Below are 16,482 nucleotides of genomic sequence, written 5' to 3'. Positions count from 1 at the left end.
GAATGTGCGGAATTGTTGGTGCTATTGCGCAACGTGATATTAGCGAGATATTAGTTGAAGGTTTAAAGCGCCTAGAATATCGAGGTTATGATTCAGCTGGTGTGGCTATCTATCACGATAATCAAATCGAGCGGATTCGTCGTGCAGGAAAGGTATCAGAGTTAAAGGATGCTCTGACGGCTCACCCGATAGCAGGTGGTTTAGGTATTGCGCATACGCGATGGGCTACACACGGTGAGCCGAATGAAAAAAATGCGCATCCACACATGTCGGAAGACAATATCGCTCTAGTTCATAATGGTATCATTGAAAATCATGACGAGCTTCGTGAAGAGCTAAAGAAGAAAGGTTACCGTTTCGAGTCAGATACCGATACTGAGGTTATTGCTCATTGCTTGCATGAGGCGCTTAAGGAGCATGACTCTTTATTAAAAGCGCTTCTTGCCACGACAAAGAAATTAAAAGGTGCGTATGGCACAGTAGCAATTGATGCGAACCAGCCTGATAAAATGGTTGTCGCTCGCTCAGGTAGCCCGTTAGTGATCGGTAAAGGTATTGGTGAGTATTTTGTTGCTTCAGATCAGCTCGCCCTACTCCCTGTTACTCGTGATTTCCTATATCTTGAGGAAGGTGAAGTTGCGGAAGTTCGCCGTGATGGCATCACATTACTTAACCGAGATGGTGATGAAGTACAGAGGAGTTTTGAAACATCTGATATTCAGCATGATGCGGTCGATAAAGGTAACTATCGTCACTTTATGCTCAAAGAAATTTTTGAGCAGCCGTCAGTTGTAGCCGAAACTTTGGAAGGTCGAATTGTTGATCACGAAGTTTATGTTGAAACCTTGGGCGAAAATGCCATAAAGATTTTTGAGCAAGTTGAAGCACTGCAAATCATCGCCTGTGGAACCAGTTATCACGCGGCGTTAGTGGCAAAGTATTGGGTTGAACAGTATTTAAAAGTCCCTTGTTTGGTTGAGATTGCCAGCGAGTACCGCTACAGAGACACCGCAGTTATTCCGAACAGCTTGTTCATTACCATTTCGCAATCAGGTGAAACCGCGGATACCTTGGCAGCTTTAAATAAAGCGAAAGGAGAAAGTTACTTAGCGAGTTTAACAGTTTGTAACTCCCCTGCTTCATCAATGGTACGAGAATCTGATTTTACACTCTTAACGCGTGCAGGGGCCGAAATTGGCGTTGCATCGACCAAAGCCTTTACAGCACAACTCGTATCGCTGCTGTTGTTGATGGTTTCTATCGGAAAGGCAAAAGGCATGGATAAGGCTGTAGAGCATGATATTGTTGAAGCGCTAGAGCATTTACCAAGTGAAATACAGAAGGCGTTAGATCAAGCAGAGGAGATCGACAAGCTGTCTCAAGCCTTTGCTGAAAAGCATCATACTTTGTTTTTAGGTCGTGGACAGCAGTACCCAATAGCCATGGAGGCTGCGTTAAAGTTAAAGGAAATATCGTATATTCACGCCGAAGCCTACGCTGCGGGTGAGCTTAAACATGGACCACTAGCATTGATTGATAAAGAAATGCCTACGGTCGTGGTTGCGCCAAATGATAATTTGCTTGAAAAATTAAAATCAAACGTCGAGGAAGTTCGCTCTCGAGGCGGTAACCTCTTTGTTTTTGCAGACAAGTCAGCTAATATTCAGGATTCAAATGGTATAACTGTGTTCCCTGTGGACAGTCAGTACTGCATTACAGCACCTATGGTGTATACCATTCCAATGCAGTTATTATCGTATTATGTGGCAGTGATCAAAGGAACCGATGTCGATCAGCCAAGAAATTTAGCAAAATCAGTGACAGTAGAATGATTAGGAGTCATGAATGAAATTAAAAGCATTACTCGGTAGCGTTATCGCTTTGGTAGCAATGAGCCAAGTGGCTTGCGCAGAATCAACCACAACAGCTTCAGTAAAAGAAGGCAGTGATTACACGGTTATCAGCGGTAAAGAAGCCAGTGCAAAACCACATGTATATGAGTTTTTCTCGTACACCTGCCCACACTGCTACAACCTAGAGCCAGTTCTAAACAAGTGGAAAGAAAACTCTAAGCCGGAAGCTGTGAAGTTTGAGCAAGTGCCGGTGTTCATGAGCCAGGTTCCACATTTAACTTATGGTTACTACGTTGCTGAAGTTCTAGGTGTTAAAGAGAAAGTTCATCCTGCTATTTTCCATCAGTGGCATGCTGAGAAAAACATTATCCGCACGAAGGAAGACTTAATTCCAATTTTTGAAGAAGCGGGTGTTTCAAAAGAGGACTTTGAAAAAGCTTATACATCTTTCGGTGTTGAAAGCAAAGTTCAGTATGCGCAAAAATTAGCTCGTGACTTCAAAGTGATCCGCTTCCCTATGATTATCGTCAACAAAAAGTATAAAGTTGAGAGCTACAATAACATCAATGAAATGTTAGGAAGCTTTGCTATAGAGAATACAAAGTAGCGCGAAGTTAAACACTTTGTGAATTTTAAAAATGCCAGTTTTAACTGGCATTTTTTATGGTTATACTGAATAGGATAATAAAAAATAGAATATTAACGTCAATTTATTAATAAATTTCATGCAGACTTTCCAATGACAGAGCCAGAAGTTAAAAAAAAGCCTAAAACCAAAGGAAAGGCAATTCAATCAGACCCTCTCAAAGTAAAGGTGATATGCACCTTAATGAGTTTTTTTGCGGCGATGCCGTCTTTTGTCGGAAGCGGTTTTGCCAAGCTATTCGCTATGTGTTCTCGGTTGTTTAAAACCCGTGCTTACAGTACGAGCATGATGAACCTCAACCTTTGTTTGTTGGATAAAGCTCCGTCAGAACGAAAGAGAATTGCTTATGAAAGCTTAAAACATACAGGGAAATTGTTTTTTGAGGCCTCAAAGATATGGAGAAAGTGCCAAGGTGAGCGATTTATAGGCAGCGTTAAAGGTGAGGATAAAGTGCGTGATTGCTTAGAGCAAGGCAAAGGGGTTTTAATTACGGGTGCTCACATTGGTAACTGGGAAGTCGCTTTGTATTATTTGGGTAGTCGCTTCCCCTTCCATTGCATGTACCGTCCGCCCAGACAAAAAGAAATGGATGAAGTGATCAATGTGGGGCGTTGTCAAAATGATACGACGATGGTCAAGGGTGATAGTCGTGGCGTGATGCACCTTATTAAAGTTTTAAAGAATGGTGAGGTCGCTGCTGTGTTAAGTGATCAAGAGCCTGGGCGTCGAGCTGGTGTCTTTGTGCCTTTTTGCGGTAAAGATGCACTGACGATGACTATTGTGCAGAGAATTCAGCAAAAAAGTGGCTCAGATCTATTTCAAATTGCTGCGATAAAAAATGAGCATGGTCTTTATGATATCCACCTGATTCCTATCGATATCGATAGTGAGCAGGATGAGGTGAGTTACGCGAGAGACGTTAATGGTCATTTAGAAGCTGTCATTCGGCAGAACCCAGAGCAATATCAGTGGTCATATAAGCGCTTTAAAACCACAGCTTGTGGCGGACCCAACCCGTATCAGCAGTGATAACAGTAGGTTATTTCCGCCAAAAATACGGTGTGAATAGAACTAACAGTGTGAAAATTTCCAAACGTCCCAGCAACATAGCAAAGCTTAAAATATACTTAGTAAAATCATTCAGCCCGCTATAGTTCACAGCGACATCCCCAAGACCAGGGCCTAAATTATTTAAGCAGGCTGCGACGGCTGAGAATGCTGTAATTTGGTCAATACCGTTTGCCATTAGTAAAATCATCAAGATTAAAAATAGCATGACATAGGTAGCGAAGAACCCCCAAACAGCCTGAACCACTCTATCGCTGACTGACGTTTTACCCAACTTAATCAGGAAAACACCCGTTGGGTGAACCAAGCGCTTAATTTCACGAAACCCCTGTTTAAAGAGAAGCAGTACTCGAATGATTTTTATACCGCCGCCTGTTGATGCAGCGCAAGCACCAGCAAAACTGGTTAAGATAAGAAGGACTGGTAGGAAGCTTGGCCAAGAACTGAAGTCTGAACTGGCAAAACCTGTGGTTGTGGCAATCGATACGGTATGGAAGATACTTTTTACGAGACCATCGGAAAAGTCAAAGCGATCATAAGCAAGTAACACAGTAAGGCACAAAACGGATATACCAACCAGCATGGCAAGATAGCTTCTAAACTCAGGATCTTTGATGTAAGGCGACAAGCTCAATCGTCTCACTGCCATAAAATGAAGTGAAAAATTAACGCCGGATAAGAGCATAAATAGCGAGGCAATTAATTCTATCGTGGCGCTGTCAAAGTAACCAATACTGGCGTCGTGGGGAGAGAAGCCACCAATGGCTACAGTTGAAAAGCTGTGAGCTAAGGCGTCAAATGGCGTCATTCCTGCCAACCAATAAGACACGGCGCAAGCGATAGTTAAGCCAAGATAGATATACCATAAAGCTTTAGCCGTCCCTGCAATTCGTGGCGTGAGTTTGTTGTCCTTCATTGGACCTGGGGTTTCCGCGCGATACAGCTGCATACCACCGATTCCGAGCATAGGCAAGATTGCGACTGCTAAAACGATAATACCCATTCCGCCAAGCCATTGTAATTGCTGGCGATAATAGAGAATCGAGTGAGGTAAGCTGTCGAGGCCGCTTATCACGGTAGCGCCTGTTGTCGTTAAGCCAGAGAAGGCTTCAAACACGGAGTCGGCTAGTGACATATCCATACTGCCCATAAGCAGAAACGGAACGGCACCCATTAAACTTAAGACCGTCCAAAAAAGAACCACGACTAAAAAGCCGTCACGTACTTTGAGTTCGCTTTTTGCATGACGCTTAGGAAAGTAAATAGAGAACCCAAAGATAATGGTTAAGAAAAACGTCAATACAAAAGCGCTACCGCCACCATCTTGATAGATTAATGCGACAACGCTTGGCGGGATCATGGTTAAACTAAATACCATGATAAGTAAGCCTAAAATACGTGTAATGGTAGCGAACTGCATTAAATGTCCTTTAAGTCGCTAAAAGTAGGTCACGTTGACTTGGAACAGGCGTTCGACGTCTTGGATATAGTCTTTGTCGACCATGAATAACACAACATGGTCGTTTTCACGAATAATCACATTGTCGTGAGCAATTAATACCTGATCGTCTCGTACGATAGCACCGATAGAAGTACCTGGCGGTAACGCTAACTCGCTAATGGCACGACCTACAACCGATGAGGTTTGTTCATTACCCTTGGCAATAGCTTCGATGGCCTCTGCAGCGCCGCGGCGTAGGGAGTAAACACTGGAGACGTGGCCGCGACGTATGTGTGTCAGCAAACTGCCAATGGTCACCTGCTGAGGAGAAATCGCGATATCGATTTCATGTCCTTGGATCAAATCGACGTATGCTGTGCGATTGATGAGGACCATGGTTTTGCGAACGCCTAACTTTTTTGCAAGAAGCGCCGACATGATATTGGCTTCATCATCGTTGGTTACAGCAATGAACAAATCAAACTCACTGATATTCTCGTCATTGAGCAAGTCTTCGTCAGATACATCCCCCTGCAGAACCAAGGTGTCTTCAAGGTTGTTGGCAAGTTCTTCAGCGCGCTTTGGATCGCGTTCAATGATCTTAACTAGCATCTTTTTCTCAAGACGCTTTGCTAGTCCTTGGCCAATATTACCGCCGCCCGCAATAATCACCCGTTGATAATTTTTCTCAAGGCGTTGAAGCTCGCTCATCACTGAGCGGATGTGCTTTTTAGCGGCAAGGAAGAATACTTCGTCGTCAGCTTCGATGACGGTGTGACCGGTTGGAACAATTGGCTTACCGCGACGGAAGATCGCCGCAACACGTGTATCGACGTTCGGCAGGTGGTGCTTGAGTTCAGATAAAGCGTTACCCACCAAAGGACCGCCATAATAGGCTTTAACCGCAACCAAACGGAGTAAGCCGTTGGCAAAATCAAGCACCTGGAAAGCACCAGGGTTATCTACCAAGCGTTCGATATACTCCGTGACCAGTTTCTCTGGGCTGATCACTACATCGACAGGAATATGGTTGTTGGTGAAAATTTCGTGCTTTTGATGGTAGTTAGAAGAACGAATTCGAGCAATTTTAGTTGGCGTTTGATACAAACTGTGGGCAATCTGACAGGCGACCATGTTGACTTCATCGCTGCTGGTAACGGCAACCAGCATATCACTGTCATCGATACCCGCATTGGCAAGCACATCTGGATAAGCCGCATGACCGACAATGGTACGTAAATCCAAGTGATCTTGAATATAACGCAAACGTTTAGGATCGGAATCAATCAGGGTAATGTCGTTATTTTCGCCCTCTAAGCTGAGCGCGAGGGTTGTTCCCACCTGACCGGCGCCGAGAATAATAATCTTCATAACGACAAATAATAAGCCTTCTTATTAGTATCTGTTGCTTATGCTAACGCTAACTGCATGGGATCGGAAGGGTTTTTTACTGAACTTGGGATTATATATCAATAATTTATGTGATTTTTTGCTCTGCCGAAGCATACCCTGAAAACTAGGTTAACTTTGCTTTTGTAGCAGCGCATAATAAAACCCGTCCATATTATTGGTGCTGGGTAAGATTTGACAGCCTAACTCAGAGTGACTGATAGCGATTAGGTTTGAGGGTAATGGAATCACTTCGACACTGTCCTGGTTGTCGATAAATTTCTGTATCTGGTTGCTATTTTCTTCAAAAAGTATCGAACAAGTGGCGTAAAGTAGCTTTCCACCAGGCTTTAGTGCATCCCAGGCTGCTGCCAATAATTGTTGTTGAATTTGGGCTAACTCATCAATATCTTCGTCGCGACGCAACAGTTTAATATCAGGGTGACGACGGATAACGCCGGTGGCACTGCAAGGCACGTCTAGCAAGATGGCGTCGTATGCGTTGGCTTTTTTCTGCATAAAGCTTAGGGCATCTTCAGCATGAATCTCAGCGCTTAGCTCAAGCCTTTCCATATTTTCTTGGATCCGGAAACAGCGCTCAGGATCGATGTCAACTGCGTCGAGCTCAAGTTGGTTGTGACTTTGCTCCAACAAGTGAGCAGTTTTACCTCCTGGTGCGGCACAAGCGTCCAAGACTTTTGAGCCTGACTTGGGGTTTAACAGCTGGGCTGCTAGTTGTGCCGCCGCGTCTTGTACGGAGCATAAGCCCTCTTCGAAGCCAGGAAGCTGTTCGACATTAACTGGCTTATCGAGAACAATAGCCGTTGGCACCAAGTCATGCAGACGGAATGAAATCTCAGCCTGATCAAGTAACGCAGCATAGTCGTCCCGAGTAGTTTTACTTAAATTAACGCGCAACGTCATGGGCGCTTGGAGATTAGAGGCTTCAAGAATGTTGTCTACTTGGCCTTTGTAATTTGGCTTTAAGCGGTTAATCAACCAGTCCGGAGTGGCAAACTTAGTGTCCCAGTTTTGATCCAGTTCGTTTGTTATGGTCTCTTTTTGACGACTAAAATTACGTAAAACCCCATTGACCAGCTTGGTTGCCCACTCTTTTTTCAGCTCGCGACAAGCGTTAACCGTTTCGCTGATAGCAGCGTGATCCGGCACACGGCTGTATTCCAGTTGATAAAGACCGATGACCACAAGACAAAATAAATCATTATCTTTAGGCTTGAAGGGTTTGCGTAAGAAGCGCTTGGCGATGGCTTCCAAGCGAATAAAATAGCGGCAACTGCCCAGCACCAGTGCTTTAAATAATGAGGTATCGTTAGGGTTTTCGAACTGGGTTGGTGCCAGAGTGTCACTAGCAGATTGTCCCTCAAAAGCAATATGGTGCAACGCTTTTGCCGCTTGGCTACGAATATGTTGGGCGTTAAAAGGTTTCAAGTGATCACTCTTGATTTAGGTGAAATTGAGAACCTTTTGCCAAAAGTTCTTGGTTTTTAGGGGCATTTAGCAGATCTTTAACCGACATTTTACGTGAGCCAGGGAGTTGCAACTCGGTCAAGAGTAGCTGATTTTGACCGCAGCTAACGAGCACTCCCTCTTTGTCTGCTTTAATAATAGTACCAGCTGTGTCATTCGACGGCTGTAACACGCTCCGTGCCTGCCAGACACGAATAATCTTGTCGCCTAATTGCGCTTGTGCCACAGGCCAACTGTTGAAGGCTCTAATGGCTCGCTCTATCGCGATCGCATCTTTTGACCAGTCAATGAAGGCTTCTTGTTTGCTTAATTTGTGCGCGTAAGTGGCTAGACTATGGTCTTGCGGTTCTGCTGCGATACCATCTTTGGCTATGGTATTCATAGTGCTAATTAACAACTCTGCGCCTTGAAGTGCGAGCTTATCATGCAATGTCGCGCCAGTATCTTGCTTGGTGATAGGCGTAATGGCTTTGCTTATCATGGGCCCGGTATCAAGGCCTGCCTCCATCTGCATAATAGTAATGCCGGTTTCGGCATCGCCAGCTTCGATGGCGCGTTGAATTGGGGCCGCGCCGCGCCAGCGTGGAAGTAGCGACCCATGAACATTAATACATCCGAGTCTTGGCGTATCAAGCACGACCTGAGGCAATAATAAACCGTAAGCGACCACGACCATGATATCGGCGTTGTAGTCTTTGAGGATCTGTTTTGCGTTCTCGTCTTTAAAGTTTACTGGCTGCTCGACAGGTATGTCGTGCTCAAGAGCCAGCTCTTTAACTGGGCTCATGGTGATTTTTTTTCCACGGCCAGACTGACGATCAGGTTGAGTGTATACCGCCACGATCTGGTGGTGTGAATCAAGAAGAGCCTGTAAGCTAGACGCAGCAAAGTCTGGCGTGCCAGCAAAAATAACGTTGAGGGACTTGCTCATGGTAAGTGCTTGCTCACTTTGATTGTCGATGCTGTTTTTCAAGGGCTTTGCGTATACGGTTACGCTTTAGTGGCGATAGGTAATCGACAAATAACTTGCCTTCGATATGGTCATATTCGTGTTGGATACAGACCGCGAGAAGATCTCCCGTATCGATTTCGAACGCTTCGCCATGACGATCTTGAGCCTTAACCACAACTTCGTTAGCGCGTTGAACTTTAGCGTAGACACCAGGGAAGGAAAGGCAGCCCTCTTCCATTTCTTCAACACCACGCTTTTCAACGAACTCAGGATTGGCGAACACTAAAGGTTCACTTTTATCTTCAGAAACATCGATCACGAACAGACGCTTGTGGTAATTGACTTGTGCGCCAGCTAGCCCGATTCCTGGAGCCTCGTACATGGTTTCGAACATATCATCGACTTGCTGCTGAAATTCTGCGCCAAAGTCGGTTACAGGCTCAGCTTTAGTGCGAAGTCGGGTATCTGGGAATTCTAAAATCTCTAGTTTAGCCATTGAGTCTTACAATCTGCCTATTTTAAGGTGGTTCACATAACAAGTATGGGGGCGATCATAATCAATTCGACCCAGAATGACCATTTTTTAAGCCAAAAAAGGCCGTAAAAAGCGTGAAAATATTGATTAGACTGTGATTAAGTTGTAGTAATCTGCTAAGAAATGTTGGTAAGATGATGATCCTTATAGAGTTTGGAGCTCTAAATTTGGGGTTTGGCTGTTTCCTTTTGGCCTATTTTCAAAGCCTGCGGTTCGCGGTATATTCTGGCTATGGGTTAAGAGGATCCGACTATCAGTAAATTACAAAGGATAGCCATGAAAAAATTAGTTTTAGCGGCAGCTGCAACTGCAGCGCTATTTTTGGGGAGTATTGCAGCGCATTCTGCAGAGCTTCGCGCAGATCATCCTGAGACGTACGTTGTCCAAAAAGGTGATACCTTGTGGGACATTTCAGGGCGCTTTTTAACAAAGCCTTGGAATTGGCCTGAAATTTGGCACGTCAATCCACAGGTTGAAAACCCACACTTGATCTACCCTGGCGATATCTTAAAGCTAGTGTACATCGATGGGAAACCTTATTTAGTCAAAGCATCGAACGGAACCATTAAGTTGCGTCCAAAAGCTCGCGTGCTTTCAGAAGGTGATGCGATTACGACCATCCCACTCGACTTAATCCGCCCGTTCTTGATTGATGAGATGGTGGTGGATCCGTCGGTATTTGAAACAGCACCTTACGTTGTTGCCTTAGGTGATGAGCGTGTTATTAGCGGTGGTTTCGATGATCGTTTATATCTACGAGGGTTGGATGCTGCGACAGGATCGTCTTACGGTATCTACCGTAAAGGTAAAGAGTATAGAGATCCTGTAACAAATGAGCTTTTAGGCGTTGAAGCACGTTACTTGGCAAACGGTACCATTTCGAAAGAAGGTGACCCTGCAACGTTAGACGTTAAAAAGTCGAAACTTGAAATACAAAAAGGTGATGTCGCTCTTCCTCGCAACGAAGATCCGTTACCACCGGTATATGCGCCTCGAGCTCCTGAGCAAGATATTGCTGCACAGCTAATCTCTGTTTATGACGGTGTGTCGCAGATTGGTCAATACAACGTGGTGACTTTGAATAAAGGTGAGCGCGATGGTTTAGAGGAAGGACATGTCTTAACCGTTTATCAGCGTGGTAAGAAAGTCTTAGATACGATTGCTGAAAAGCGCGGTGAAGACGATCCGTATGTGACGCTTCCAGAAGAACGTGCCGGAACCTTAATGGTTTTCCGCACTTATGAAAAAGTTAGTTTGGCGCTAATTATGGATGCTGTGCGTCCGATTCACCTAATGGATGTTGCGCGTAACCCTTACTAATCCATCAGTGTTCGTCAGTTCGAAACGATATAAACTGGTCTTGTGTAAAGCAAGGCCAGTTTTTTATTGGTTACTCAATTTACAAATAATACAGCGATTAAAGGATTAATCATGAATCAGAAGGATATCTCTTCAAAAGAGATGCGCGCTTGGTTAGCGCTGTCTCATGTCAATATTAGTGTTCAAAAGCTCCAGAACTTTTTTGAGCACCATACTTCGGTTTGCACACTGTTTGAGTTGTCAGAAAAACAACTGCAACACTTGGGTTTTCGCCAGGGCTTAAAAGAAAAGCTGGATTCAATCGATGACGCCTTGATCGAGCAAGATTTGGCCTGGTTTGATAGCGAAGATAAGCACCTTATTCCCTTTATCAATAATGACTACCCAGACCTATTACGTGAAATTGATTCAGCACCAAAACTGCTTTTTGTCCATGGCAATAAAGATTTTCTAAAGCATCATCAGATAGCAATTGTAGGTAGCCGCAATCCGACACCACAAGGAAAAGATAATGCAATCGAGTTTTCGCGTACCTTAGGTCAGGCGGGCGCGGTAATTACAAGTGGTATAGCGTTAGGTGTCGATGGTTTTGCCCATCAGGCGGTGTTGGATAAAGGGCTTCCGACTATTGCTGTTGCTGGTACGGGGCTTGATCGTGTTTATCCTGCAAGGCACAAAGCGATGGCACAGCAGATCGTTGAGCATGGCGCACTGGTTTCTGAGTTTGCGCTCGGTACTGGCGTTAGAGCGACCCACTTTCCTGCTCGGAACCGCATCATTTCAGGAATGAGTCTAGGGACTTTGGTGGTCGAGGCGGCTGTTAAAAGTGGCTCATTAATTACTGCTCGAATGGCGATGGAGCAAGGGCGAGAAGTTTTTGCCATTCCTGGATCCATACATAATCCATTGGCTCGGGGTTGCCATGCGCTGATTAAACAAGGGGTAAAATTAGTCGAGACTGCAGAAGAGATAATTGAGGAGTTGGGTGCACTGGCTTCTTGGCAAAGTGAACATTTATCGGAGTCGGAAAAGGCATTAGATAGTGAGTCTTACCAGTTTGAGTTAGATGAAGAATATCAGGAACTTATCAAACATATTGACTATGATACTACCGCTATGGACACAATTATCGAGCGCAGTGGGCTTGAAATAGATGTAGTCAGCCACATGTTATTACTGTTAGAATTAAATAACCATATTGTGAGCGTAGCTGGCGGATATCAACGTCGCTCAAGCTAAAGAATGCAGTCCCTTTGGCGACGCTTAGCAAATGGCATAGAGACTTTAACGGCGAATCTAAAGCCTAAACTAAGAGAGTCCAATGAAAGAAGACGTACTAGACGTACTACTTTATATCTTTGAAAACTTCCAAGACGAAGAAAGCAATCATATTCTTGCTAACGACACCCTAGTCGAAGCCTTAGAAGACGTTGGTTTTACTGACGGCGAAATTAAAGGCGCTATCGACTGGCTAGATGGTCTTGTGTTAGCAACTTCTGAAAGCTTTAAACCGACGCCGGAAGCAACTCAATCGATTCGATTGTTTTCACCTGAAGAGCAACTGGTTCTATCGCCAGCAGTTCAAGGTGCCGTAATGTACTTTGAGCAAAGCGGTATTTTAGATGCTCACGCACGTGAAATGGTGATCGATCGTATGACTGCCCTGGGTCAGCAAGAAGATGAAGAAGTTGCCTTAGAGCGTCTGCGCTGGGTCGTGATGATGGTGTTGTTTAACATGCAAGATCGTGACGCTGAATTCGCTTGGGTAGAAAACTTAGAAAGTGGTTCTTCCGCTCATTAGCCTAACTTCGGAAAGCTTTAAGCTTACTAAGTAGACTAGAGAAGAAGTTCCACGCCACAGCGGCAATAAGTCGTAATAATCAATTTGCAGCAAAACCGTGCTGCCCTACTGTTTCACTCTCTGTGTTTTGTAATGTGGAGCGGCCTCTTTACCAAGATTTACAACCCTCTGACGTTATTTGATAACAAAATAACGTACAATCAACGCTCGATAAGTAATTGCTAAATAACGATGTTTCGTTAAACCATGTTCAGTATTTCGATTGGCTCCTTAAGCTTACCTCTAGACAGGTTGTTAGTATTAGTCAGTTTTGGCTTGGCCATGTTGGTTGGTTATATTGTAGGACGGCAACATAAACAATCAGCAGATGGTAAAATAGCGACAATATTTATTATCGCCATGGTAGTAGCCAGAGTCGTATTTGTGATTCAGTATTGGGATGAGTATCGAACAGACTTATGGTCAATGATCGATATCCGCGATGCTGGATTTAATGGCTGGGCCGGGCTGATGACCGTGATCGCACTAACGGCAATAACTTATTGGCGACAACCAAAAATCCGCAAGGCCTTGGTTTCAGGGATTGGTGCTGGTGCTTTGCTGTGGGGGTTAGCGAATGGCGCGCTTTGGATGATTAAAGATACCTCGCAGAAGCTGCCTACTTTGGTTGTGACAGACTTGAACGATGACAGTGTTGAGCTCAACACTATCGAAGCGGGAAAGCCGAGAGTCATCAATCTATGGGCGACTTGGTGTCCTCCTTGTCGGCGTGAGATGCCCGTGTTACAACAAGCTCAGAAAGATTACTCTAACGTGGGTATTGTGTTTGTAAATCAGGGAGAGCACCGCGCGGTCATTGAGCAATTTATGGCGAAAGAATCGTTACAGCTAAGGAATATGGTGGTGGATAGTAAAGCCATGCTAGGGCAGCTAGCGGGTAGCAGAGCCTTGCCAACGACACTGTTTATTAATGGTAAAGGTCAAATCGTTGATGCACATTTGGGTGAATTATCGAGTGCAACATTGGCCTCAAAGCTAGAAAAAATAACTCAACAAACTGATCATCACTTTGATCAAGATGAAGATGTGAGCAAAGAATGAAGTATGTAAAAGTATTACTCTTAGCGGCGACAGTATCGCTAACAGCCTGTGCAGATGACTCATCAAAAGATTCAATGAGTACAACCGAGACGTCAGAGCAGAACCAAGAGCAAGGTGCTTTAGAGCGAGTGAAACAGTATCCAGCGCCTATAGAAAGCATCATCGATCAAGGTGTCGAGATTATTGATACCTTTGAAGCGCCTGCAGGTATGATTGGCTACGCAGGCATGATGCGCGGAAAACCATTAGCGATCTATGTCACTAAAGACAAAGAGCATGCGATTGTCGGCACTTTGATTGACGCTGAGGGTGTCAACTTGACGGTAGACGTGATGGATCAGCTTGTTGAGGGGCCTCGCATGGACCGAGTGTGGAAAGAGTTGGAAGACAGTGCCTGGGTTGCCGATGGTAGCGATGAGGCGCCAGTTGTTATTTATACTTTTACGGATACTAACTGCCCTTACTGCCATAAGTTTCGTGAGGCAGCGGATCCTTGGATCAAGGCCGGTGAGGTACAGTTTCGCCATATCCTAGTGGCTATTTTACGTCAAAGCAGTATGGATAAAGGGGCAACCATTCTGGGAAGCGATGATCCAGAAGCTATGATGGAAAAGCATCATGAGCAGTTTGCGCAAGGTGGTGTGGAAATAGACAAGAAAGCCGTAGAAAAAGGTCAGGTTCGTATTCAGCTAAACACCAATATGATGCAACGCTTAGGCTTTGGTGCCACGCCAACCTCTTTCTATAAAGATCTGGATGGAAAAGTTAAAAGTGTTCAGGGTATGCCGCAAGGTGACATGCTTGAAGATATGATGGGAAGTCCGAAGCCAGACTAAGCCTGGCTTTGAAGCTATAAAGGTCTTAGCGCCACTCAGGAGATATTTTCTTAATCGCTTTGGCGAAAGTACGATGCTCTATCGGGTCGACCGGTTTATGCACAACTTTGATACTAGCTGGATGCCGGGTTAAGCAATTACCATCTTTCCAATTGATTTGCGGCCTGATGGGTCTTGGTGTAAAGCCGCCGCCACAGTTTGGGCAGACATTAAACAAGATATCATCAACGCAATCACGGCAAAAAGTGCACTCAAAAGTACAAATCATGGCTTCAGTAGATTCTGGCGGAAGTAATTTATTGCAGTGTTCGCAGGTGGGTCTCAGTTCTAGCATAAGTATTCATGATTCCTTTTTTGTTAATCCTATGCATATTCTTTAGGAAAAGCGATAATTTTGTGGTCAAAACCTACACAAGAGCTGGCTAAGCCGTTAAAATTCGACCTAAAGCCATAAACCTTATGCTGTAGCAACGAGTCGAATCATTTGGCCTACGTCAACGATTTTCAAATCAAGCGTGCCGTCAACCTTATGGAGCAAGACGGTGTTATTGCCTACCCTACTGAAGCGGTATTTGGTTTAGGTTGCCTCCCCTTTTCTGTTGAAGCCATTGAGCGAATCCTTGCTATTAAAAAGCGCCCTTGGCACAAAGGATTGATCCTTGTGGCAAGTGATATTGCGCAAATTGAACCTTTTGTCGATGAAAACTTTCATGACTTGTTGGTGTGTTTTGATGAGGTGCCAGATCCAGAGGAGCCGGATCAGCCAGTGACTTGGCTGTTGCCTAAAAGTGAGTTGGTATTGCCGCTAGTGTGTGGCGAACACCCGAAAATTGCGATTCGTTTAAGTAAGCATCCTGTAGTGATGGCTTTGTGCGATGAAGCGCAGTCAGTTATTGTCTCTACTAGCGCTAATCGTGCAGGGAATCCTGAGATGAAGCGCACCGAAGATGTGCGGAATCAGATGACCCATCAGTTGGATATGGTGGTATCGGGCGCCGTGGGTGGTTATGATCGCCCTTCTAAAATTATCGATGCTCAAACACAAAAAGTGTTGAGAGCTTAGGTGTTGAGAACTTAAACACCGTTGTATCAATACAAAGAGGTGGTATGCAAACCATTGATATTGAAGCAGTTAAATCCTACCTGCTAGAACTTCAAGAAAACATTTGCCGCGAGTTGGCCAAGGAAGATGGCGAGAAAGATTTTATAAAAGACGAGTGGCAGCGCGCCCAAGGTGGTGGTGGTCTGACTCGCGTGATGGAAGACGGCGCTGTGATTGAAAAAGGTGGCGTCAACTATTCCTATGTTGAAGGCACTAATATGCCTGCATCGGCTACAGCGCACCGTCCTGAACTTGCGGGGCGTGGCTTTAAAGCCATGGGCGTATCATTGGTGATTCATCCAAAGAACCCTCATGCGCCAACGTCACACATGAATGTGCGCTTTTTTATTGCGGAAAAAGAAGGCGAAGAGCCAATTTGGTGGTTCGGTGGCGGTTTTGACTTAACGCCTTATTATGCGCATAAAGAAGACTGCCAGTTTTGGCACCAAGTGGCTAAAGATGCTTGTGATCCTTTTGGTGAAGCGTGTTACTCCAAGTATAAAAAGTGGTGTGATGACTATTTTTACATCAAGCACCGTGATGAGCACCGTGGGATTGGCGGCTTGTTCTTTGACGATGTAAATACAGACAGTACAGAATGGGACTTTGAACAATGCTTCGCATTCATGCGCTCGGTGGGTGATCATTTTATTAAAGCCTACCAGCCGATTTTGAATAAGCGCAAAGAGTTGCCCTATACTGAGCAGGAGCGTGATTTTCAGCTCTACCGCCGTGGACGTTATGTGGAATTCAATTTAGTGTGGGATCGTGGCACTTTATTTGGTCTGCAAACTGGCGGCCGTACGGAATCGATATTGATGTCGTTGCCGACAGCTGTTAGCTGGCGCTACAACTGGCAGCCAGAACCGGGAACTCGTGAAGCTGAGTTGACCGATTATTACTTAAAGCCGAAAGATTGGCTAAGTGTTTCAATTTAAGATAAGGCCGAA

At 44.8% G+C, this 16,482-nt stretch carries 16 protein-coding genes; 10 read left to right on the top strand and 6 right to left on the bottom strand.

Annotation, left to right across the window (positions count from 1 at the left end; translation table 11 throughout):
* Window positions 1-2 precede the first annotated feature (2 nt).
* The 3 genes from glmS to KFK88_RS01510 all read left to right on the top strand — a co-directional run bounded on the left by glmS (window position 3) and on the right by KFK88_RS01510 (window position 3,528).
* Window positions 3-1,832: a glutamine--fructose-6-phosphate transaminase (isomerizing) gene (gene glmS / locus KFK88_RS01520; protein ID WP_223576893.1), complete on the top strand. Its 1,830-nt coding sequence runs from the start codon at window positions 3-5 to the stop codon at window positions 1,830-1,832.
* A gap of 13 nt (window positions 1,833-1,845) precedes the next feature.
* The gene (locus KFK88_RS01515; RefSeq protein ID WP_223576892.1) at window positions 1,846-2,460 is read left to right on the top strand and encodes a thiol:disulfide interchange protein DsbA/DsbL; all 615 of its coding nucleotides are present in this window, start codon (window positions 1,846-1,848) and stop codon (window positions 2,458-2,460) included.
* 222 nt (window positions 2,461-2,682) lie between these two features.
* Window positions 2,683-3,528, top strand: coding sequence for a lysophospholipid acyltransferase family protein (locus KFK88_RS01510; protein ID WP_263296324.1), 846 nt, complete (start codon window positions 2,683-2,685; stop codon window positions 3,526-3,528).
* A 10-nt stretch (window positions 3,529-3,538) separates the two neighbouring features.
* On the opposite strand, the gene KFK88_RS01505 is transcribed toward KFK88_RS01510, so the two are convergent.
* The 5 genes from KFK88_RS01505 to def form a co-directional block, all read right to left on the bottom strand.
* Window positions 3,539-4,987, bottom strand: a complete 1,449-nt coding sequence (locus tag KFK88_RS01505; RefSeq protein WP_223576890.1) for a TrkH family potassium uptake protein — start codon at window positions 4,985-4,987, stop codon at window positions 3,539-3,541.
* Between the two features lie 18 nt (window positions 4,988-5,005).
* Complete coding sequence (gene trkA, locus KFK88_RS01500; RefSeq protein ID WP_223576889.1) at window positions 5,006-6,379, bottom strand: Trk system potassium transporter TrkA; 1,374 nt, start codon at window positions 6,377-6,379, stop codon at window positions 5,006-5,008.
* Window positions 6,380-6,529: 150 nt separating this feature from the next.
* Entirely contained in the window at window positions 6,530-7,846 is a 1,317-nt protein-coding gene (rsmB, locus tag KFK88_RS01495; protein ID WP_223576888.1) for a 16S rRNA (cytosine(967)-C(5))-methyltransferase RsmB, read from the bottom strand.
* A gap of 4 nt (window positions 7,847-7,850) precedes the next feature.
* Window positions 7,851-8,816 (bottom strand): methionyl-tRNA formyltransferase, encoded by a 966-nt coding sequence (fmt, locus tag KFK88_RS01490; protein WP_223576887.1) that lies wholly within the window; start codon window positions 8,814-8,816, stop codon window positions 7,851-7,853.
* 13 nt (window positions 8,817-8,829) lie between these two features.
* Window positions 8,830-9,333, bottom strand: a complete 504-nt coding sequence (gene def, locus KFK88_RS01485) for a peptide deformylase (protein ID WP_223576886.1) — start codon at window positions 9,331-9,333, stop codon at window positions 8,830-8,832.
* Between the two features lie 315 nt (window positions 9,334-9,648).
* On the opposite strand from def, the gene KFK88_RS01480 reads away from it, so the two are divergent.
* The 5 genes from KFK88_RS01480 to dsbG all read left to right on the top strand — a co-directional run bounded on the left by KFK88_RS01480 (window position 9,649) and on the right by dsbG (window position 14,430).
* Entirely contained in the window at window positions 9,649-10,692 is a 1,044-nt protein-coding gene (locus tag KFK88_RS01480; RefSeq protein ID WP_223576885.1) for a LysM peptidoglycan-binding domain-containing protein, read from the top strand.
* A gap of 111 nt (window positions 10,693-10,803) precedes the next feature.
* Complete coding sequence (gene dprA, locus KFK88_RS01475; protein WP_223576884.1) at window positions 10,804-11,931, top strand: DNA-processing protein DprA; 1,128 nt, start codon at window positions 10,804-10,806, stop codon at window positions 11,929-11,931.
* 82 nt (window positions 11,932-12,013) lie between these two features.
* Window positions 12,014-12,493, top strand: a complete 480-nt coding sequence (locus KFK88_RS01470) for a DUF494 family protein (RefSeq protein ID WP_223576883.1) — start codon at window positions 12,014-12,016, stop codon at window positions 12,491-12,493.
* Window positions 12,494-12,739: 246 nt separating this feature from the next.
* Complete coding sequence (locus KFK88_RS01465; protein ID WP_223576882.1) at window positions 12,740-13,594, top strand: TlpA disulfide reductase family protein; 855 nt, start codon at window positions 12,740-12,742, stop codon at window positions 13,592-13,594.
* Window positions 13,591-14,430: a thiol:disulfide interchange protein DsbG gene (gene dsbG, locus KFK88_RS01460; protein WP_223576881.1), complete on the top strand. Its 840-nt coding sequence runs from the start codon at window positions 13,591-13,593 to the stop codon at window positions 14,428-14,430. The genes KFK88_RS01465 and dsbG overlap by 4 nt, the downstream gene beginning before the upstream one ends.
* A gap of 25 nt (window positions 14,431-14,455) precedes the next feature.
* Here the strand turns inward: dsbG and KFK88_RS01455 are convergent, their stop codons facing one another.
* Window positions 14,456-14,764 carry a DUF1272 domain-containing protein gene (locus tag KFK88_RS01455; RefSeq protein WP_223576880.1) on the bottom strand — a complete coding sequence of 103 codons (309 nt, stop codon included), beginning with the start codon at window positions 14,762-14,764 and terminating at the stop codon, window positions 14,456-14,458.
* A gap of 150 nt (window positions 14,765-14,914) precedes the next feature.
* Between KFK88_RS01455 and KFK88_RS01450 the strand changes: the two genes are divergently transcribed.
* Both KFK88_RS01450 and hemF read left to right on the top strand, forming a co-directional pair.
* A complete protein-coding gene (locus KFK88_RS01450) occupies window positions 14,915-15,493 on the top strand; it encodes an L-threonylcarbamoyladenylate synthase (protein WP_223576879.1) in 579 nt (192 codons plus the stop codon).
* Between the two features lie 44 nt (window positions 15,494-15,537).
* Window positions 15,538-16,470 (top strand): oxygen-dependent coproporphyrinogen oxidase, encoded by a 933-nt coding sequence (gene hemF / locus KFK88_RS01445; RefSeq protein WP_223576878.1) that lies wholly within the window; start codon window positions 15,538-15,540, stop codon window positions 16,468-16,470.
* Window positions 16,471-16,482 lie beyond the last annotated feature (12 nt).

This window comes from Kangiella taiwanensis (assembly GCF_020005165.1).
In the GTDB taxonomy this organism is placed as follows: Bacteria; Pseudomonadota; Gammaproteobacteria; order Enterobacterales; family Kangiellaceae; genus Kangiella; species Kangiella taiwanensis.
The sequence above is the reverse complement of the archived record's forward strand: the minus strand, read 5'-3'. Positions and strand labels throughout refer to the sequence as shown.